Here is a 23,085-nt window from a genome sequence, read left to right on the forward strand (position 1 = left end):
TTACTACTACCTGCAAACCACCCCCGATGTCATTGCTCTCCAGCGGTATCCGGGAGGTGTATGCAAGGCCTACGCCTCGCTGGGGTCAGGCTGTCACACCGGCAGGTCCACCTCGTCGAGGAACGTCCGCATGACCTGACGGAAGCGTTCCGGTTCCTCAAGGTGCGGAAGGTGGCTGGACTCCTCGAACACCTCCCAGCGCGCTCCCGGAATGAGGTCCTGGAACGGCTGGACGGTCGCGGGGGTGGCTTCGTCGTGGCGGCCGGATATCAGGAGCGTGGGCACGGCGACGTCGGGACAGAGGTCGATGACCGACCAGTCGCGCAGCGTGCCGTTCACGTGGAACTCGCTGGGGCCGTTCATCGCGTAGTAGACGGAGGGGTCGTTGTACACCTCGTAGAACGAGGCCAGATAGTCGCGGGGCCAGGGCCTGAGACGGCATACGTGTCGCTCGTAGAACGCGCGCATGGCCGTGTGGTACTCGTCCGTCTCGGTGGTTCCGGCGGCCTCGTGCCGAAGCAGCGTTTCGTTGACACCGGGCGGCAACTGGTCCCGGAGAACCTTGGCCTCCTGAAGCCAGAGCGGATAGGAGGCGGGCGAGTTGGCGATGACCAGCCCGCGCAGACCGGCAGGACGTGCGGCGGCGTGGTGCGTGATGAGCATGCCACCCCAGGACTGCCCGAACAGTACGTAGTTGTCGGCGATCCCGAGACCGGTGAGCAGGTTGTCGAGTTCGGCGGCGAACAGCTCCACCGTCCAGAAGTCCGCTCCCCGATCGGGCAGATGAGTCGACCCACCGTTCCCGATCTGGTCGTAGTGCACGACTGACCAGCCGTCTTCGGCCAGGTCGGAGAGGTTCTGAAGATAGTCGTGGGTGGATCCCGGTCCTCCGTGCACGACGACGAGCGTGGGCCGGTCGGAGCGGAGGTCGCCCGTCACTCGGTACCAGGTCTCGTGTTCGCCGAACGGCAGGGTTCCCTTGGCGCTGGGTGCCACGGTCACGTCACTTCGCCTCTCTTCGCATCGATCGCTTCGGTTCTGTGCGCATCTGTGCGTACCGTCTTGGATACGGTCGCACTCGGTCACCGGTCGGTCACTCGGTGGGTCACTCGGAGGCAGGCGCCGATTCCTGCGAAGCCAGCCATGCGTCGATGACCTGTGCGGTCTGATCGGCGCGGTCCTCGACGAGGGTGAAGTGATTGGCGCGGACGGTCCGCAGGGTGTGGGCCGCCTCCCAGGGCTCGGCCCGGCCGCTGACCAGGTCGGGAGACAAGTCGTCCCCGTCCGGGACGAAGGACTGGGTGCACTGGACGAAGAGCACCGGGGCCTCGACCGGGTTGAGCGGGAGTTGCGGGACCAGTTCCACCCAGCGGCCCATCGCGGAGAGCCTGCTGCTGTCGAACCGGCCGAAGACCGCCTCCTTGTCGAACATGCCGAGCGCAAGGCCGTCGAGGGGCACGCCCTCGCTGCCGCCGTCGTGCACCTTGAACGTGTCCAACAGGATGACGCCCGCCGGGCGCACCCCGCATTCCCGTTCCAGATGGCCGGCGGTGGCGTAGGCGAGGGTGCCTCCGGAGGAGTAGCCGAGCAGCACGAACGGCTTCCCGCCCGCCGTGTCCAGCACGCTCCGCGCGAGCGCCTGGACCGCCGCGTCGGAGGACGTGGGCAGGCTTTCGCCCGCGAGGAACCCGGGGACGGGCAGCGCGGATATCCTGTGCCGGCCTCCGAAGTGGGACACCAGACGCGCGTGCTGGTGGACACCGCCGGTGGCCATGGGGGTACTGAGGCAGATGAGATGCGGTCCCTCAGCGGCGTCCGCGAGACGTACTGCTGCGGGGAGCCGGTCGATCTCGTCCAACGAACCGAAGCCCGGCCGTACGTCGGCGGCCGCCTGGAGGAGCGCGAATCCCTTGTCCGCCCGGCCGGAGACGACGGCGGCGTGGAACATGTCGCGGAGCGTCTCCGGCTGCCCGTCGGCCGAGGCGGCCTCGACCTCACCGCTTCCGGTCGCGCTCTGCGTCGCGCCAAGTGCTACGGATGATCCCGCTGATGCCCCTTGTCCGGCGCTGTCGCCGGTCGCGAGTGGGCCGGCCGCCAGGAGTTCCGTACGCAGCAGCCGGGCGAGCTCCGCCGGGCTCTTGCTGTCGAAGACCACCATGGGAGGCAGCCTCAGTCCGGTGTCCTTCATCAGAGCGTTACGGAGTTCCATCGCGCTCAGCGAGTCGAACCCGGACTCCAGGAAGTCCCGTTGTGCGTCGAGGGCGTCCGCACTGCTGTGCCCGAGGAGCGTGGCTGCCCGCCCCAGGACGAGCTCCATGAGGAGCGCTTCCTGCCCGGCCTCGTCGGCCTGCGCGAACCGCCGCCGGAGAGACGTCGCGTCGGCCTTGGAGACGGTGCTGCGCCGCCTGGTGGTGGTGGGTGCGAGGTCGCGGAGGAGTGCGGGGATGGTGTCGGTACGGGTCCGCAGCGCGGTGACGTCGATCGGCAGCGGGACCAGAGCGGCCCGGCCGGACGCCAGACCCGCGTCGAACAACGCCAGACCCTGATCCGGCTGCAACGCCGGAAGACCCTGCCGCCTCATCCGCTCCAGATCCGCCTCACCCAACCACTGCCCCATCCCCGCACCCGCCCACAGCCCATACGCCAGCGAAGTGGCCGGCAACCCCTCCGCCCGACGCTGCACCGCCAGCGCATCCAGGAACACATTCGCCGCCGCATAATTCGCCTGCCCCGCCGCCAGCACCGAACCACCCACCGACGAGAACAACACAAAGAACGCCAAATCCAGCTCACGCGTCAGCTCATGCAGATACCAGGCACCATCCGCCTTCGCACCCAACGCCCGATCCAGCCGGGCCCCATCCATCGACCCCACCAAACCGTTGTCACCCGCACCCGCCGCATGCACCACACCCACCAGACCAGCACCCACACCCTCCACCAGACCAGCCACCGCACCCCGATCCGACACATCACACGCCACCACCGACACCTCAGCACCCAACCCACGCAACACCTCACACAACTCCCCCACCCCCGGAGCCTCCACACCACGCCGCCCCGCCAACACCAAACGCCGCACCCCATACACCTCCACCAAATGCCGCGCCACCAAACCACCCAAACCCCCGGTCCCACCCGTCACCAACACCACCCCACCCGGCACCACCACCGGAAGACCACCACCGACCCCACCCACCTCAACCAACCGCGGAACCAACAACTCACCCCCACGCACAGCCACTTCCGACTCACCCGAACCAACCACCGCATCCGCAACATCAGCGAACGAACCACCCACAGAATCCACATCCACCAACACAAACCGACCCGGATTCTCCGCCTCCGCCGCCCGCACCAACCCCCACACCGGCGCCCCACACACATCAACACCCACATCCCCAGGCAACGAGACCGCGCCCCGCGTCACCACCACCAACCGACCGGCCTCATCACCCTCCAACCAGCCCTGAACCGCCTCAAGCACCCCACCCAACACCGACCGCACACCCACCACCGGATCCACACCCACCAACACCGGCACCTCAAACACCCCACCCACAACACCCGAAACAGCAGCGCCGGCACCCACCAACGGCCGCCACACCACCTCATGCAACCCACCACCCCCACCCGACCCCACCAACTGCTCCACCGACACCGGACGGAGTGTCAGCCCGTCCACCGAAAGGACCGGTTCTCCGGCTGCGTCGGCCATGGCCAGGGAGACGGTGTCGTCGGACCTCGTGAGGCGTACGCGCAACGCGGTCGGACCGGACGAGAACAGGCGGATGCCCTCCCAGAAGAAGGGAAGTGCGGGACGGCCGTCCTCGGCCGAGCCGGATTCGAAGTCGTCGGCATGCAGACCGAGAGCGTGCATGGTGGAGTCGAGCAGAGCGGGGTGCAACCCGAAACGCCTGGCATCCGCGTGCACGGACTCATCGAGTTCGACCTCGGCGAGGATGTCGTCGCCGACGGTCCATGCCGCCTTGAGCCCTTGGAAGACCGGCCCGTAGCCGTAACCACGCTCGGAAAGGGTGTCGTACAGGTCAGCCACCTCGACCCGGATCGCGCCCGGCGGGGGCCAGTCGGTGAGGTCGAAGGTCGGCGCGGGTTCAGCCACACCCACAACACCCTCCGCATGCAACACCCACTCACCAACCGCACCCGCACTCTCCCGACGCGAAAACACCCGCACCGAACGAGACCCCACCTCATCCGAACCACCCACCACCACCTGCAACGCCACACCACCACGCTCCGGAACAACCAACGGCGCCCGCAACGTCAACTCCTCCACCACCCCACAACCCACCTCATCCCCAGCCCGCACCACCAACTCCACAAACGCCGCCCCCGGCAACAACACCGACCCCAACACCACGTGATCCCCCAACCACCCCATCCCCTCCACCGACAAACGACCCGTCAACACCACACCACCACAATCCGGCAACGCCACCGCAGCACCCAACACCGGATGATCCACCACCACCTGCCCCAAACCACCCGCATCCCCACCACCCACACACTCCAACCAAAAACGCTCACGCTGGAAGGCATACGTCGGCAGATCAACACGACGCGCACCCGTCCCCTCGAAGAACCGGGCCCAGTCCACCAACACACCACTCACATGCAACTGCCCCAGCGCGGTAACCGTCGAGGCCACCTCCGGACGCCCCTTACGCACCAACGGGACGAAGACCGTTGCCGCCAGCTCCGCGTCCACCGACTGCTGCGCCATCCCACACAGCACACCATCCGGACCCACCTCAACAAACGACGTCACACCACGCGACACCACAAACGACACCGCATCCGCGAACCGCACCGCCTCGCGCACATGCCGCACCCAATACGACGGCGTCGTCACTTCCTGCGACAACTCCCCCGTCACACCCGACACCACGGGAATCGACGCAGCACCGAACGACAACCCGGACACCACCGCCCCGAACTCCGCCAACATCGGCTCCATCAACGGCGAATGGAACGCATGCGACACCCGCAGCGTGCTCGTCCTGCGGCCCTGACCCTCGAACACCGCCACGAGCTCACGCACCGCAGCATCCGTCCCCGACACCACAACAGACCGCGGCCCGTTCACCGCCGCAATCCCCACCTCAGCGTTCAGCAACGGAAGGACCTCCGCCTCCGACGCCTCCACCGCCACCATCGACCCACCAGCCGGCAACCCCTGCATCAACCGACCACGCGCCACCACCAACTCAGCCGCATCACCGAGCGACAGAGCACCCGACACATGCGCGGCCGCGATCTCACCCACCGAATGACCCACCAGGAAGTCCGGACGCACCCCCCACGACTCCACCAACCGGAACAACGCCGTCTCCACCGCGAACAACCCGGCCTGAGCAAACATCGTCCCGTTCAGCAGACCCGCATCCTCACCCCACACCACCTCACGGAGTGAACGCCCCAACCGCGCATCCAGCTCACCCACGACAGCGTCAAACGCCGCCGCGAACACCGGAAACGCCTCATACAACTCCCGGCCCATCCCCAACCGCTGCGCACCCTGACCCGTGAACAGGAAGGCCGTGGCACCGGCCTGCCGGGCCGAGCCCCGCACCACCGAAGACGACAGCCCACCCCCAGCCAGCGCGGTCAGACCCCGCACCAGCTCCTCACGATCCGACGCCGCCACCACCGCACGATGCTCCAACACCCCACGCGACACCACCGACGAAAAACCCACATCCAACAACGAAGCGGAAGAAACACCCAACAGCTTCCCCGCCTGCGCCGACAACCCCGCCTCACTCCGCGCAGACAACACCACCGGAACCACCGGCAACTCAACAGTCACCGATACATCCGGCTCCTCGACCACCGGGGCCTGCTCCACAATCACATGCGCATTCGTCCCACTCAGACCGAACGACGACACACCAGCACGCCGCGGACGATCCCGCTCCGGCCACGCCCGCGACTCCGTCAACAACTCCACCGCACCCGCCGACCAATCCACCTGCGGCGTCGGCACATCCACATGCAACGTCCTCGGCAACACACCATGCCGAATCGCCTGCACCGCCTTGATCACACCACCCACACCCGCAGCCGCCTGCGCATGCCCCAAATTCGACTTCAACGAACCCAGCCAGAGCGGATCACCCTCCGGACGACCCTGCCCATACGTCGCCAACAACGCCTGCGCCTCGATCGGATCACCCAACCGAGTCCCCGTCCCATGCGCCTCCACCAGATCCACATCGGAGGAGGTCAGCCCCGCACCGTCCAGGGCCGCACGGATCACCCGCTGCTGCGACGGACCATTCGGAGCCGTCATGCCGTTACTCGCACCGTCCTGATTCACCGCACTGCCCCGCACCACGGCCAACACCTCATGCCCCAGCCGACGAGCGTCCGACAGCCGCTCGACCAGCAGCACACCCACACCCTCCGACCACGCGGCACCATCCGCAGCACCCGCGAACGACTTGCACCGCCCGTCCTTCGCCAACCCCCGCTGCCGGCTGAACTCCACGAACATGTCCGGGGTGGACATCACGGCCACACCGCCCGCCAGTGCCATCGAGCACTCGCCCGACCGCAGCGCCTGGACCGCCAGGTGCAGGCTCACGAGCGACGAGGAGCACGCGGTGTCCACCGTCAGGGAAGGCCCTTCGAGGCCCAACGTGTAGGAGATACGGCCTGACACCAGGCTGCCTCCCGTGGTCGCGGCGGCCTCCGTTCCCTGGCCGTAGTCGTGGTACATCAGGCCGGCGAAGACACCCGTCCTGGTCCCCTTCAGGGACCGGGGGTCGATGCCGGCCCGCTCGAACACCTCCCACGACGCCTCCAGCAGGAGGCGCTGCTGCGGGTCCATGATCAGGGCCTCGTTCGGGCTGATGCCGAAGAACGCCGGATCGAAGTCACCGGCGTCGTAGAGGAAGCCGCCCTCGTTCGCGTAGGTCTTGCCGGGCATACCCGGCTGGGGGTCGTACACGCCGTCGATGTCCCAGCCGCGGTCGCGCGGAAAGCCGGAAACCGCGTCACGGCCTTCGGCGACGAGATCCCACAGGTCGTCGGGTGACGTCACTCCGCCCGGGTAGCGGCAGGCCATGCCCACGATGACGATCGGCTCGTCGTCCAGGGCCTGCACAGCGAGGCTGCTGCCAGGCTGTTCCGACTCCCGCGTCCCGCTTCCAACCAGCTCACCGTCGATGTACCCCGCTACGGCCCGCGAGGTGGGGTAGTCGAAAACGAGCGTCGCGGGAAGCCTGAGCCCGGTCGTCAGGTTCAGTTCGTTACGGAGCTCGACTGCGCTGAGCGAATCGAAGCCGAGATCCTGGAAGGGCCGGTCCGCCTCGATCGCCTGGGCCGACGCGTGGCCCAGCACCTTGGCCACTCGGCCGCAGACCGTCTCCAGGAGCTTACGGGCACGCTCTTCGTCGTCGAGTCCCGCCAGGACGCGGAGCAGTTCCTGCCCGTCTCCGGCTCCAGCCACCGCGCGGGCGGCGGGTCGCCTGGTGGTGGTGGGTGCGAGGTCGCGGAGGAGTGCGGGGATGGTGTCGGTACGGGTCCGCAGCGCGGTGACGTCGATCGGCAGCGGGACCAGAGCGGCCCGGCCGGACGCCAGACCCGCGTCGAACAACGCCAGACCCTGATCCGGCTGCAACGCCGGAAGACCCTGCCGCCTCATCCGCTCCAGATCCGCCTCACCCAACCACTGCCCCATCCCCGCACCCGCCCACAGCCCATACGCCAGCGAAGTGGCCGGCAACCCCTCCGCCCGACGCTGCACCGCCAGCGCATCCAGGAACACATTCGCCGCCGCATAATTCGCCTGCCCCGCCGCCAGCACCGAACCACCCGCCGACGAGAACAACACAAAGAACGCCAAATCCAGCTCACGCGTCAGCTCATGCAAATACCAAGCACCATCCGCCTTCGCACCCAACGCCCGATCCAGCCGGGCCCCATCCATCGACCCCACCAAACCGTTGTCACCCGCACCCGCCGCATGCACCACACCCACCAGACCAGCACCCACACCCTCCACCAGACCAGCCACCGCACCCCGATCCGACACATCACACGCCACCACCGACACCTCAGCACCCAACCCACGCAACACCTCACACAACTCCCCCACCCCCGGAGCCTCCACACCACGCCGCCCCGCCAACACCAAACGCCGCACCCCATACACCTCCACCAAATGCCGCGCCACCAAACCACCCAAACCCCCGGTCCCACCCGTCACCAACACCACCCCACCCGGCACCACCACCGGAAGACCACCACCGACCCCACCCACCTCAACCAACCGCGGAACCAACAACTCACCCCCACGCACAGCCACTTCCGACTCACCCGAACCAACCACCGCATCCGCAACATCAGCGAACGAACCACCCACAGAATCCACATCCACCAACACAAACCGACCCGGATTCTCCGCCTCCGCCGCCCGCACCAACCCCCACACCGGCGCCCCACACACATCAACACCCACATCCCCAGGCAACGAGACCGCACCCCGCGTCACCACCACCAACCGACCAGCCTCATCACCCTCCAACCAGCCCTGAACCGCCTCAAGCACCCCACCCAACACCGACCGCACACCCACCACCGGATCCACACCCACCAACACCGGCACCTCAAACACCCCACCCACAACACCCGAAACAGCAGCGCCGGCACCCACCAACGGCCGCCACACCACCTCATGCAACCCACCACCCCCACCCGACCCCACCAACTGCTCCACCGACACCGGACGAGAGACCAGTGCGCCGACTGTGAGCACGGGCTGACCGGATCCATCGGCCACCAAGACCGAGACGCTGTCCTGTCCCGCCGGTGCAATCCGGACGCGGAGGGCCGATGCCCCTGCCGCATGAAGAGCGACATCGGTCCAGGCGAAGGGCAGCACGGTCGATTCGTCGCTCCGTGAACCGTCATCGATGAGCGCCACGTGCATGGCCGCGTCAAGCAGAGCGGGGTGCAGACCGAAGCGCCGGGCGTCGTCGTGCTCCGAGTCGGGAAGTGCGATCTCCGCGTACAGCTCCTCCCCCGACGTCCATGCCGCCTTGAGCCCCTGGAACACCGGCCCGTAACCGTATCCACGCTCCGAGAGGAGCTCGTAGGCGCCCTCGACGCCGATCGCCTCCGCGCCCTTCGGCGGCCACGCGGTCAGGTCCGCCGCTGGGACTCTGCCGCCCACGGCAAGGATGCCTTCGGCATGACGTGTCCACGGGGCGTGATCGGCACCGTCGCCCCGTGAATACACGCTGACCGTGCGTCGCCCCGCCGGATCGGCCGCGCCGACCGCTACCTGAATCGCGACTCCGCCCTGTTCGGGGAGCACCAGCGGTTCCTGCAACATCAGTTCTTCCACCAGGTCGCAACCCACCTCGTCGCCTGCCCTGACGGCCAGTTCAACGAAGGCCGTGCCGGGGAGGAGCACGCTGCCCAGCACGGCGTGGTCGGCAATCCATGCCTGATCGCCCAGAGACAGCCTTCCGGTGAGCACCACCTCGTCAGCCTGCGCCAGAGTGACGATCGCCCCGAGCAGCGGATGGCGGGTGGCTCCCAGGCCCAGCGAGCCGGGGTCGTTACCACCGGTCTCCGCCTGCATCCAGTACCGCTCGCGTTGGAAGGCGTAGGTGGGCAGATCGACGCGGCGGGCACCCGTGCCCTCGAAGAGCCGGGCCCAGTCCACCGGCACGCCACTCACATGCAACTGCCCCAACGCGGTAACCGCCGAGGCCACCTCCGGACGGCCCTTACGCACCAACGGGACGAAGACCCTTGCCGCCAGCTCGGCGTCCACCGACTGCTGCGCCATCCCACACAGCACACCATCCGGACCCACCTCAACAAACGACGTCACACCACGCGACACCACAAACGACACCGCATCCGCGAACCGCACCGCGTCGCGGACATGCCGCACCCAATACTCCGCCGAACCCCACGACTCAGAAAGATCACCGAACACACCCGACACCACGGGAATCGACGGTGCACCGAACGACAGCCCGGACACCACCGCCCCGAACTCCGCCAACATCGGCTCCATCAACGGCGAATGGAACGCATGCGACACCCGCAGCGTGCTCGTCCTGCGGCCCTGACCCTCGAACACCGCCACGAGCTCACGCACCGCAGCATCCGTCCCCGACACCACCACGGAACGCGGCCCGTTCACCGCGGCGATACCGACCTCAGCGTTCAGCAACGGAAGGACCTCATCCTCCGACGCCTCCACCGCCACCATCGACCCACCAGCCGGCAACCCCTGCATCAGGCGACCACGCGCCACCACCAACTCAGCCGCATCGCCCAGGGTCAGGGCGCCGGACACATGCGCGGCCGCGATCTCACCCACCGAATGACCCACCAGGAAGTCCGGACGCACCCCCCACGACTCCACCAACCGGAACAACGCCGTCTCCACCGCGAACAACCCGGCCTGAGCAAACATCGTCCCGTTCAGCAGACCCGCATCCTCACCCCACACCACCTCACGGAGTGAACGCCCCAGCCGGGCGTCCAGTTCGCCCACGACCTCATCGAACGCCGCCGCGAACACCGGAAACGCCTCATACAACTCCCGGCCCATCCCCAACCGCTGCGCACCCTGACCCGTGAACAGGAAGGCCGTGGCACCGGCCTGCCGGGCCGAGCCCCGCACCACCGAAGACGACAGCTCGCCCTCCGCCAGCGCCGTCAGGCCCTGGACCAGCTCCTCACGATCCGACGCCGCCACCACCGCACGATGCTCCAACACTCCACGCGACACCACCGACGAAAAACCCACATCCAACAACGAAGCGGAAGAAACACCCAACAGCTTCCCCGCCTGCGCCGACAACCCCGCCTCACTCCGCGCAGACAACACCACCGGAACCACCGGCAGTTCAACAGTCACCGATACATCCGGCTCCTCGACCACCGGGGCCTGCTCCACAATCACATGCGCATTCGTCCCGCTCAGACCGAACGACGACACCCCCACACGCCTGGGACGATCCCGCTCCGGCCACGCCCGCGACTCCGTCAACAACTCCACCGCACCCGCCGACCAATCCACCTGCGGCGTCGGCACATCCACATGCAACGTCCTCGGCAACACACCATGCCGAATCGCCTGCACCGCCTTGATCACACCACCCACACCGGCCGCGGCCTGGGTGTGGCCCAGGTTCGACTTCAACGAACCCAGCCAGATCGGATCGCCCTCCGGACGACCCTGCCCATACGTCGCCAACAGCGCCTGCGCCTCGATCGGATCACCCAACCGGGTCCCCGTCCCATGCGCCTCCACCAGATCGACCTGATCCGACGAAATCTGCGCATCAGCCAACGCCGCCCGAATCACCCGCTGCTGCGACGGACCATTCGGAGCCGTCAGCCCATTACTCGCACCGTCCTGATTCACCGCACTACCCCGCAACACCGCAAGGACCGGGTGTCCGTTGCTGCGAGCGTCGGAGAGCTTCTCCAGGAGCAGGAGGCCGGCCCCCTCCGACCAGCTGGTGCCGTCGGTGGCACCCGCGAACGACTTGCAGCGGCCGTCCTTGGAGAGGCCGCCCTGCCGGCTGAACTCCACGAAGACCTCAGGCGTCGACATGACGGCCACGCCGCCGGCCAGCGCGAGGGAGCACTCGCCCGACCGCAGCGCCTGGGCCGCCAGGTGCAGGCTCACGAGCGACGAGGAGCATGCCGTGTCCACCGTCATCGACGGACCCTCGAAGCCGAAGGCGTAGGACACGCGGCCTGACGCGATGGAACCGGTAGCGCTGTTGTGGGGGTAATCGTGGTACATCATCCCGGCGAACACACCGGTCTTGCTGCCCTTCAGTGTGGCCGGGTCGATTCCGGCCCGCTCGAACACCTCCCACGAGCATTCCAGCAGCAGCCGCTGTTGCGGGTCCATGATCAGGGCCTCGTTCGGACTGATACCGAAGGGGACCGGGTCGAAGGTGTCTGCGGAGTGAAGGAATCCACCCTTGTTGACGTACGTGGTGTTCGGTCGCTCACCGGTCGGATCGTAGAGAGATCCGACATTCCAGTCACGATTGTTCGGGAATTCGGATATCGCGTCCACACCGTCGTTCACCAGTTGCCACAGGGCCTCCGGCGATTCGACTCCTCCTGGAAAGCGGCAGCTCATCGCGACGATGGCAATGGGCTCGCGGGCCGCGGACGACAGCTTCCTGTTGTGGGCCCGCAGGCGGTCGTTCTCCTTGAGCGACGCACGCAGCGCGGCGACCAGCTTCTCGTCAGAATTAGTCATCGGGGATCTCACATTCCCTGCGTCGCGTCGTCAAGGCCGGAACCTTCGAGTGCCATGCTGATCAGGCTCTCCGCATCCATCGAGTCGATGGATGCGGTCGAGTTCTCGTCCGTGTCCTCGGCCGGGTTCGCCGGCTCTTCGTGAGCGCCGGCCAGATCGAAGAGAACTTCCATCAGTCCTGCGTCCCTGAGCCGGCTCAGGGGAATTCCCTTGAGAATGCGCCGGACCCGCTCCTCCTCGACGTCCTGGGCGTCCGTCGTCGAGTCGGGACGCAGTTCCTCTGCCAGGTACTTCGCGAGCACGCGGGAGTTCGGGTAGTCGAAGACCAACGTCGCCGGCGGGCGCAGCCCCGTGGTCTGGGACAGGCCGTTACGGAACTCCACCGCGGCCAGTGAGTCGAACCCGAGCTCCTTGAACGCCCGGTCCGGCTCGATGGCCGAGGCGCCGGCGTAGCCGAGGATGGCTGCCGCGTGGGCCCGTACCAGATCGAGCACCTGGTCCGTGCGCTCTTCGTCGGTCAGCGCGTTCATCCGCTGGCGGAACGCCGCCGCGCCGGAGGCCGTCGTGTCGACGGCGCGGTGGACGCCGGGCCGTACGAGCCCTCGGAACAGGTCCGGCAGTTCGTCCGGTCCCGGAGCGTCCGTCCCGGTGAGATCGACCCGCATGGTGACGAGTGCCGCACCACCGGCCGTCTCGGCCGCGTCGAAAAGGGCGGTTCCCTCCTCGGCCGACAGGGTTGCGATGCCGGTCCGGCGCATGCGCTGGGAGTCGGCGCTCTGCAGGCTGTACGCCATACCCCCGTCGCCCCACGGCCCCCAGGCGAGGGACTGCGCGGGGAGACCCTCCGCCCTGCGGTACGTGGCCAGCGCGTCGAGGAACGCGTTGGCCGCCGCGTAGTTGCCCTGGCCCGCGTTGCCGATCACCCCGGCGGCAGAGGAGAAGAGGACGAAGGCGGTGAGGTCCAGGTCACGGGTCAGCTCATGGAGGTTCAGTGCCGCGTCCACCTTCGGCCGCAGAACCGCATCCACCCGCTCCGCCGTCAGCGAACCGATCACCCCGTCATCCAGCACACCCGCCAGATGCACCACCCCCACCAGCGGCCGATCCACCGGAACCGACCCCAACACCCGCTCCACAGAAGCACGATCAGCCACATCACACGCCTCCACCACCACCTCCGCACCCCAACCCGCCAACTCCTCGACCAACTCCCCCACACCCTCGACCCCAGCACCACGACGACTCGTCAACACCAACCGCCGCACCCCACGCTCCACCACCAGATGACGAGCGAACACCCGACCCAACGTCCCCGTACCACCCGTCAACAGCACCGTCCCCGCGGAATCGAACTCCACGACCTGCCGGTCGCCATCGGACGGCACGACGCGTTGGAGGCGGCCCACATGCGCACGTCCTTCACGCACCACCACCTGCGACTCCCCCAGCGCCACCACCCGCGACATCTCGGCAGGTGCGCTCAGTTCACCGTCCAGCAGGACGACACGCCCCGGGTTCTCCGACTGCGCCGATCGCACCAGACCCCACACAGCCCCACCCGCAAGGTCATCCACGCCTTCACCGGGCAACGCGACAGCACCCACCGTCCGCACCACCAACCGCGACCGGCCGAACCGCTCGTCGCCCAGCCACTCCTGCACCACCCCCAACACCTCGGAGACCGCATCCCGCACCACACCGGCAGGAACGGCCTCCGCCTCACCGGCGCGCAGCGAATCGAACAGCACCACGTCCGGAACGACACTCGACGAACCCACCACGTCAGCCCAACGCCCCACCGTCAGCTCAGCCGTCTCGCCGGAACCGGGCAACGCCACCTCCGGCCACTCCACTCCGAACAGCGAACCCCGTGCACCGGATTCGGCCGCTGCGCGCCGTTCCCCTTCCACCGAGCGCAGCACGAGCGAACCGACCGATGCCACCATCGCTCCACCGGCATCGGCGAGTGCCACCGACACCCGGCCCTCGCCTTCCACCGAGACCCGGACCCGCACCGCCGAAGCACCCACCGCACCCAGCGACACGCCCGACCATGCGAACGGCAACGCAGCACCCTCACTCACCGCACCTGACAACGCCACCCCGTGCAACGCCGCATCGAAGAGGGCGGGGTGCAGGGCGTAGGTGCCGGGCTCGACCCCTTCGGGGAGGCCCACCTCGGCGTAGACATGTCCGTCGGACCGCCATGCCTCGCTCAGCCCGCAGAAGGACGGCCCGTAGCTCAGACCCGCCTCCGCCATGTCTTCGTAGAACCCGTCCAGCTCAACCGGCTCAGTACCGGCCGGCGGCCACTGTCCCGCGGCCCACGCCACGTCGGCGGCCCCCGATGTGTCAACGGCGGCGACGAGCGAACCGATGGCATGCCTCACCCACGGCTGATCCGTCGTTTCGCCTCGCGAGTGCACGGCCACCGGTCGTCGGCCGGAGTCGTCGGAGGGACCGACGACGACCTGGAGGGCGACGCCCTCATGCTCCGGCAGCACCAGCGGCGCTTCCAGAGTCAGCTCCTCAAGCCCGGCGTACCCGACCTCGTCCGCTGCCCTAAGTGCCAGTTCCACGAAGCCGGTGCCGGGAAAGAGCGTGACGTCACCGAGTGCATGGTCGGCCAGCCAGCTCTGGGTGCCGGTGGACAGGCGACCGGTCAGGATCACGCTGTCGGCATCCGGCGACGTCACGACCGCACTCAGAAGCGGGTGACCGGCCGTCGCCTGCCCCATGGACTCCGCGTCTGCGCCGTGCTGCTCGCCGACGATCCAGTAATTCTGGTGCTGGAAGGCGTAGGTGGGCAGATCAACACGACGCGCACCCGTGCCCTCGAAGAAGCGGGCCCAGTCCACCGGCACACCACTCACATGCAACTGCCCCAGCGCGGTAACCGTCGAGGCCACCTCCGGACGCCCCTTACGCACCAACGGGACGAAGACCGTTGCCGCCAGCTCGGCGTCCACCGACTGCTGCGCCATCCCACACAGCACACCATCCGGACCCACCTCAACAAACGACGTCACACCCCGCGACACCACAAACGACACCGCATCCGCGAACCGCACCGCGTCGCGGACATGCCGCACCCAATACGACGGCGTCGTCACTTCCTGCGACAACTCCCCCGTCACACCCGACACCACGGGAATCGACGCAGCACCGAACGACAACCCGGACACCACCGCCCCGAACTCCGCCAACATCGGCTCCATCAACGGCGAATGGAACGCATGCGACACCCGCAGCGTGCTCGTCCTACGGCCCTCACCGGCGAACTTCCCCACCAGATCCGCAACCGCCGACTCCACCCCCGACACCACAACAGAACGAGGCCCGTTCACCGCGGCGATACCCACCTCAGCGTTCAGCAGCGGAAGGACCTCCGCCTCCGACGCCTCCACCGCCACCATCGACCCACCAGCCGGCAACCCCTGCATCAGGCGACCACGCGCCACCACCAACTCAGCCGCATCGCCCAGGGTCAGGGCGCCGGACACATGCGCGGCAGCGATCTCACCCACCGAATGACCCACCAGGAAGTCCGGACGAACCCCCCACGACTCCACCAACCGGAACAACGCCGTCTCCACCGCGAACAACCCGGCCTGAGCAAACATCGTCCCGTTCAGCAGACCCGCATCCTCACCCCACACCACCTCACGGAGTGAACGCCCCAGCCGGGCGTCCAGTTCGCCCACGACCTCATCGAACGCCGCCGCGAACACCGGAAACGCCTCATACAACTCCCGACCCATCCCCAACCGCTGCGCACCCTGACCCGTGAACAGGAACGCCACCTTGCCCGCCGGCCGCAGAGAACCCCGCACCACCGAAGACGACAACCCACCCTCCGCCAGCGCCGTCAGACCCTGGACCAACTCCTCACGATCCGACGCCGCCACCACCGCACGATGCTCCAACACCCCACGCGACACCACCGACGAAAAACCCACATCCAACAACGAAGCGGAAGAAACACCCAACAGCTTCCCCGCCTGCGCCGACAACCCCGCCTCACTCCGCGCAGACAACACCACCGGAACCACCGGCAGTTCAACAGTCACCGATACATCCAGCTCCTCGACCACCGGAGCCTGCTCCACAATCACATGCGCATTCGTCCCGCTCAGACCGAACGACGACACACCCACACGCCTGGGACGATCCCGCTCCGGCCACGCCCGCGACTCCGTCAACAACTCCACCGCACCCGCCGACCAATCCACCTGCGGCGTCGGCACATCCACATGCAACGTCCTCGGCAACACACCATGCCGAATCGCCTGCACCGCCTTGATCACACCACCCACACCCGCAGCCGCCTGCGCATGCCCCAAATTCGACTTCAACGAACCCAACCACAACGGATCACCCTCCGGACGACCCTGCCCATACGTCGCCAACAACGCCTGCGCCTCGATCGGATCACCCAACCGGGTCCCCGTCCCATGCGCCTCCACCAGATCCACATCGGAGGAGGTCAGCCCCGCACCTTCCAGGGCCGCACGGATCACCCGCTGCTGCGACGGACCATTCGGAGCCGTCAGCCCATTACTCGCACCGTCCTGATTCACCGCACTGCCCCGCACCACGGCCAACACCTCATGCCCCAGCCGACGAGCGTCCGACAGCCGCTCGACCAGCAGCACACCCACACCCTCCGACCACGCGGCACCATCCGCAGCACCCGCGAACGACTTGCACCGCCCGTCCTTCGCCAACCCCCGCTGCCGGCTGAACTCCACGAAGACCTCGGGTTCCGACATGACGGCCACGCCGCCGGCCAGTGCGAGGGAGCACTCGCCGGAGCGGAGCGCCTGGATCGCGAGGTGCAGGCTCACGAGCGACGAGGAGCACGCGGTGTCCACCGTCATCGACGGACCCTCGAGGCCGAGTACGTAGGAGATCCGGCCGGAGGCGATGCCGCCCGTGCTCGCGTTGTGGGCGTAGTCGTGGTACATCATCCCGGCGAAGACACCGGTGCGGCTCTCCTTGAGGGAGAGCGGGTCGATGCCGGCCCGCTCGAACACCTCCCACGACGCCTCCAGCAGCAGCCGCTGTTGCGGGTCCATGATCAGGGCCTCGTTCGGACTGATACCGAAGAACGCCGGGTCGAATCCAGGGGCGTCGTCGAGAAAACCACCGCGGGCGACGTAACTGGTGTCGGGTCGTACACCTTCCGGGTCGTAGATCTTCCGCAGGTTCCAGCCCCGGTCGGTCGGGAAGTCGGAGATGAGGTCGGCGCCCTCGCTCACGGCCTGCCAGAGGTCCTCGGGCGAGGCGATGTTGCCCGGGTAGCGGCACGCCATGCCCACGATCGCGATCGGGTCGTCGGCGTGGGCGGCGGGGTTCGGGCGCACCGGGGTGAGGGTTGCCGCCTCGGGGGCGTCGGTCCCGGACAGCTCCCCCAGCAGGTGGCGGGCCAGGGCCGCGGGGGTGGGGTAGTCGAAGACGACGGTCGCGGGGAGGCGGAGCGTGGTGGCTTCGGACACCGCGTTGCGGAACTCCACCGCACGCAGGGAGTCGAAGCCGAGGTCCTTGAACGCCTTCTCCGGCTCGATGGCCTGGAGCGAGCTGTAGCCGAGGACGGAGGCGACCTGTTCCAGGACGGCCTCCAGGACAACGGCTTCGCGCTCCGCTTCGGGGATGCGGGCGAGCCGCTGCTGAAGACCGTTCGCCTCGATGTGGCCTGCCGCCCTGCGTCGTGCGACGACGGGGACCAGAGTGCGGAAGAGATCGCGGGCCGCAGAGCCCTGGGCTCTCACGGCGGCGAGGTCGAGCCGCACCGGGGCCACCACCGCCCGGTCCAGCCTCAGAGCGGCGTCGAAGAGGGCCACGCCTCCCTCCGAGGAGATCGGGAAGACTCCGCCGACGGACGAGATGCGGGAGCGTTCGGCCCCGGACAGCTTGCCGGTCATTCCACTGGCCTCGTCCCAGAAGCCCCAGGCGAGGGAGTGCGCGGGGAGACCCTCCGCCCTGCGGTACGTGGCCAGCGCGTCCAGGAACGCGTTGGCCGCCGCGTAGTTGCCCTGGCCCGCGTTGCCGAAGGTACCGGCCACGGAGGAGAAGAGGACGAAGGCGGTGAGGTCCAGGTCACGGGTCAGCTCATGGAGGTTCAGTGCCGCGTCCACCTTCGGCCGCAGAACCGCATCCACCCGCTCCGCCGTCAGCGAACCGATCACCCCGTCATCCAGCACACCCGCCAGATGCACCACCCCCACCAGCGGCCGATCCACCGGAACCGACCCCAACACCCGCTCCACAGAAGCACGATCAGCCACATCACACGCCTCCACCACCACCTCCGCACCCCAACCCGCCAACTCCTCGACCAACTCCCCCACACCCTCGACCCCAGCACCACGACGACTCGTCAACACCAACCGCCGCACCCCACGCTCCACCACCAGATGACGAGCGAACACCCGACCCAACGTCCCCGTACCACCCGTCAACAGCACCGTCCCCGCGGAATCGAACTCCACGTCGGCGCTCTCGTCGGCCGGCTGTTCCACACGCACCAACCGACCCACGTGGGCCCGGTTCTCGTGCACCACCACCTGCGACTCGCCCATGGCGGTCACCCGCGCGGCCAGGTCCGTCACCTCGTCCGAGTCGCTGTCCAGCAGCACCACCCGTCCCGGGCTCTCCGACTGTGCCGAGCGCACCAGACCCCACACAGCCGCGCCCGCCATGTCCGCCGGGCTTGCGCCCGGCAGCGCGACGGCACCCCTCGTCCGCACGATCAGACGCGACTCACCGAACCGCTCGTCGGCCAACCACGCCTGCACCACTTCCAGCGCTTCGCCCACCGCGGTCCGGACATCGTCCGCAGTGCCGTCCCCTGCCTCGCCGGTGCGCAGTGATTCGTACACCACCACATCCGGTACGGCGTCCGAAGTCCCCTTCACGTCGTTCCAGCGCCCCACCGAGACACCTTCGAAGGCTTCCGCGTCCGGCAGCGCCGTCTCGGGCCAATCCATCCCGAACAGGGACCCCGCCACACCCGACTCCGTCATGGCGCGCCGCTCTCCGCCCACCGAGCGCAGCACCAGCGAGTCCACCGACGCCACCACTCCACCGCCGGTGTCCGCCAGCACCACCGACACACGGTTCTCACCCACCGCCGACACCCGGACCCGCACCGCCGAAGCACCCACCGCACCCAGCGACACGCCCGACCACGCGAACGGCAACGCAGCACCCTCACTCACCGCACCTGACAACGCCACCCCGTGCAACGCCGCGTCGAGGAGGGCCGGGTGGAGCCGGAAATCGGTCGCGGGTGTGCCGGTGGGGAGGGCGACCTCGGCGTAGATGTCGCCGTCGGCGCGCCATGCGGCGGTCAGTCCCTGGAAGACGGGGCCGTAGCGCAGCCCCTCGTCCGCCATGCCTTCGTAGAACCCGTCCAGATCCACCGGCTCGGCGCCGGCCGGCGGCCACTGCGCCGAGGCCCAGCCAGTGCCCGCGGATGATCCGCGCACGCGCAGGGACTCCGGAGCGATGACTCCGGTCGCGTGCCGGGTCCAGGGCTGGTCGCCGTCCTCCGTGCGGGCGTGCACGGTCACCGGGCGCCTGCCGTCCGAGCCGGCCGTGCCGACCGTGACGCGTACCGCGACTCCGCCTCGTTCGGGGACGGTGAGAGGGGTTTCCAGTGTCAGTTCGTCGATGACGGCGCAGCCGGCCATGTCGGCCGCGTAGCCGACGAGCTCCACGTGTCCGGTGCCGGGGAAGAAGACGGAGTCGCCCACGCGGTGGTCGCCGAGCCAGGGATGCGTGCCGAGGGACAGGCGTCCCGTGAGGCTGAGTGCGTCCGTGTCCGGAGCGGACACGCGCGCGCCGAGCAGCGGGTGGTCCGTCGCTTCGAGACCGGCGGTCAGCACATCGCCCGCCCCGGTGGGGGCTGTGACCCAGTAGCGCTCGCGCTGGAAGGCGTACGTCGGCAGCTCCACGCGGGTGGCGGGCTCGGCGTCGTGGAAGAGGCTCCAGTCGACGGGGGCGCCGTGCACGTACGCCTCGGCCAGTGACAGCGCGAACCGGGCGGGGTCTCCGCTGTGACGGCGCAGCGATCCGACGGCGGCGGCGCCGGCCGGGGTCGTGGCGATCGTCTCTCCGAGGGCGATGAAGAGGCCCGGGTGGGGGCTGGCCTCGACGAAGAGGGTGAACCCGTCGTCGAGCATGGCACGGGTGGTGTCCTCGAACCGCACGGTGCGGCGCAGGTTCTCGTACCAGTAGCCGGCGTCGAGCGCTGTCGTGTCGAGCGAGCCGCCGGTCACCGTGGAGTAGAAGGTCGTGGTGGACGGGCGGGGTGTCACGTCGGCTATCTCGGCCAGGAGGCGGTCGCGGATCTCTTCGACGAACACCGAGTGGGAGGCGTAGTCCACCGGTATCCGGCGGGCCTGCACGCCCTGGGCCTCCAGGTGGGTGTAGAGCTCGTCGAGGGCTTCCCTCTCGCCGCAGACGACGGTGGAGGCGGGGCTGTTGACCACGGCGATCTGGAGCCGGTCGCCCCAGCCGCGCATCACCGATTCGGCCTCGGCTGCGGGCAGGGCGACCGACATCATGCCACCGCGTCCGGCGAGGTCCTGGCGGATGATCCTGCTGCGGAGGGCGACGACGCGTGCGCCGTCCTCCAGTGAGAGGGCCCCGGCGACGCAGGCGGCGGCGATCTCTCCCTGGGAGTGGCCGACGACTGCGGCGGGCTCCACGCCGCACGCGCGCCAGAGGGCGGCCAGGGAGACCATGACGGCCCACAGGACCGGCTGGACGACGTCGACCTCCTCGAAGGTGGGTGCGTCCGGGCGCTGGTGGACCACGTCGAGGAGGTCCCAGTCGGTGAAGGGGGCCAGCGCTTCGGCGCACTCACGCATCCGGTCGGCGAACACCGGTGACGTGGCGAGGAGTTCGACAGCCATGCCGGCCCACTGGGAGCCCTGGCCGGGGAAGACGAAGGCGACTTGTGCGGGGCCGGTGGCCGCTCCCCGCACCACGTGGCGTGCCTTGGCGTCGGCCGCGAGCGCGTCCAGGCCGCTGAGCAGGGGGGTGGACTCGCTGCCGTCCGCGAACTCGGGGTCCCCGGTGTCGAGGACGACGGCACGGTGCTCGAAGGCGGTGCGGGTGGCCATCAGGGCGTGGCCGATGTCGCGGTGGCGGGCGGTGGCGCCGGCTCCGTCCCGTACGAAGGAGGCCAGCCGCTCCGCCTGGGCGCGCAGACCCGCGGCGCTGCGTCCGGAGAGGAGGAACGGCGTGACGGGCGCGCCGGGCGTGACGAAGGGGAGCGCCCGGTCGTCCGTGTCCGGCCGGCTCCCGGCCGTCCCCACGCTCGTCCCGTCGGGGTCCTCGGCCGCGTCCGGCTCCGGTGCTTCCTGAAGGATCACGTGGGCGTTGGTGCCGCTGAGCCCGAAGGCCGAGACGCCCGCGGTACGCGGGTGTCCCTGGCGCGTCCAGGGTTCGGCCTCGGTGAGCAGGCTGACGTGGCCGGAGGTCCAGTCGACGTGGGTGGAGGGCTGCTCGACGTGCAGGGTTCTGGGCAGGAGGCCGTTGCGCAGGGCCATGACCATCTTGATGACGCCGCCGACGCCCGCGGCTGCCTGGGCGTGGCCGATGTTGGCCTTGAACGAGCCGAGCCTCAGCGGATGTTCGGCGGTGCGGTCCTGGCCGTACGTGGCGAGCAGGGCCTGCGCCTCGATCGGGTCCCCCAGGGTGGTCCCGGTGCCGTGCGCCTCGACGGCGTCGACGTGGGCGCCGGGTACGCGTGCGTTGGCGAGGGCCTGGCGGATGACGCGCTGCTGGGACGGGCCGCTGGGAGCGGTGAGGCCGTTGGAGGCCCCGTCGGAGTTGATGGCCGAGCCGCGTATGACGGCGAGGACGGGGTGCCCGTTGCGGCGGGCGTCGGAGAGGCGCTCCAGCAGGACGATGCCGGCGCCCTCGGACCAGCCCGTGCCGTCGGCGCTGTCGGAGAACGCCTTGCACCGCCCGTCGGGCGCGAGGCCTCGCTGCTTGCTGAAGGCGACGAAGGGTGCTGCCGTCGACATGACCATGACGCCGCCGGCCAGGGCGAGGCCGCATTCGTCCTGGCGCAGTGCCTGGGCGGCGAGGTGGAGCGCGACGAGTGACGACGAGCAGGCGGTGTCGACGGTGAAGGAGGGTCCTTCGAGGCCGAGGGCGTACGAGATGCGGCCGGAGATGACGGACGCGGCCCGCGCCGTGGCCATGTACGCCTCGACGGCCTCCGGTACGCCTTCGGGGAAGTCGCCGTAGTCCTGGATGCCGGATCCCATGTAGACGCCGACGCGCCCGCCGCGCAGGGTCTCCGGGTCGATTCCGGCCCGTTCGAAGGCTTCCCAGGCGACTTCGAGGCTGAGGCGCTGCTGCGGGTCGGTGGCCTCCGCCTCCATGGGGCTCATTCCGAAGAACCCGGCGTCGAAGTCGCCCGCTCCTTCGAGGAATCCGCCCTGGTGCACATAGCTGGTTCCCGGCTGCGACGTGTCCTCGCCCATGAGCCGGCCGAGGTCCCAGCCCCGGTCGTCCGGCATGCCCGATACGGCGTCGCGGCCCTCTGCCACCAGCTGCCACAGCTCCTCGGGGGTGGTCACCCCGCCGGGGAAGCGGCAGCCCATGGCCACGATCGCGATGGGTTCCTGCGAGGCGGCCTCGGCGTCCTGGAGGCGGCGCCGGGTGCGGTGCAGGTCGGCGGTCACCTTTTTGAGGTAGTCGAGGATCTTCTCGTCGTTGGCCATGTCGGTCTCACGGTCCTTCGGGGTCAGATGACGGCAGGGGTCAGATGACGGCAGCGTGCC

Annotated in this window: 3 protein-coding genes; all 3 read right to left on the bottom strand. The window is 68.7% G+C overall.

The window, feature by feature from the left end; translation table 11 throughout:
* Positions 1 to 93: 93 nt before the first annotated feature.
* The 3 genes from OG408_RS06220 to OG408_RS06230 all read right to left on the bottom strand — a co-directional run bounded on the left by OG408_RS06220 (position 94) and on the right by OG408_RS06230 (position 23,025).
* Complete coding sequence (locus OG408_RS06220) at positions 94 to 1,002, bottom strand: proline iminopeptidase-family hydrolase (RefSeq protein WP_326668741.1); 909 nt, start codon at positions 1,000 to 1,002, stop codon at positions 94 to 96.
* Between the two features lie 103 nt (positions 1,003 to 1,105).
* Complete coding sequence (locus OG408_RS06225; RefSeq protein ID WP_326668743.1) at positions 1,106 to 12,280, bottom strand: type I polyketide synthase; 11,175 nt, start codon at positions 12,278 to 12,280, stop codon at positions 1,106 to 1,108.
* 8 nt (positions 12,281 to 12,288) lie between these two features.
* Complete coding sequence (locus OG408_RS06230; protein ID WP_326668745.1) at positions 12,289 to 23,025, bottom strand: type I polyketide synthase; 10,737 nt, start codon at positions 23,023 to 23,025, stop codon at positions 12,289 to 12,291.
* Positions 23,026 to 23,085: the final 60 nt, after the last annotated feature.

It is taken from the genome of Streptomyces sp. NBC_01257 (assembly GCF_035917255.1).
Taxonomy (GTDB): domain Bacteria; phylum Actinomycetota; class Actinomycetes; order Streptomycetales; family Streptomycetaceae; genus Streptomyces.

Bases quoted from the DNA above. Each gene is read 5' to 3' on its own strand.
- OG408_RS06225 (WP_326668743.1), bottom strand. From the start codon at position 12,280: ATGACTAATTCTGACGAGAAGCTGGTCGCCGCGCTGCGTGCGTCGCTC.
- OG408_RS06230 (WP_326668745.1), bottom strand. From the start codon at position 23,025: ATGGCCAACGACGAGAAGATCCTCGACTACCTCAAAAAGGTGACCGCC.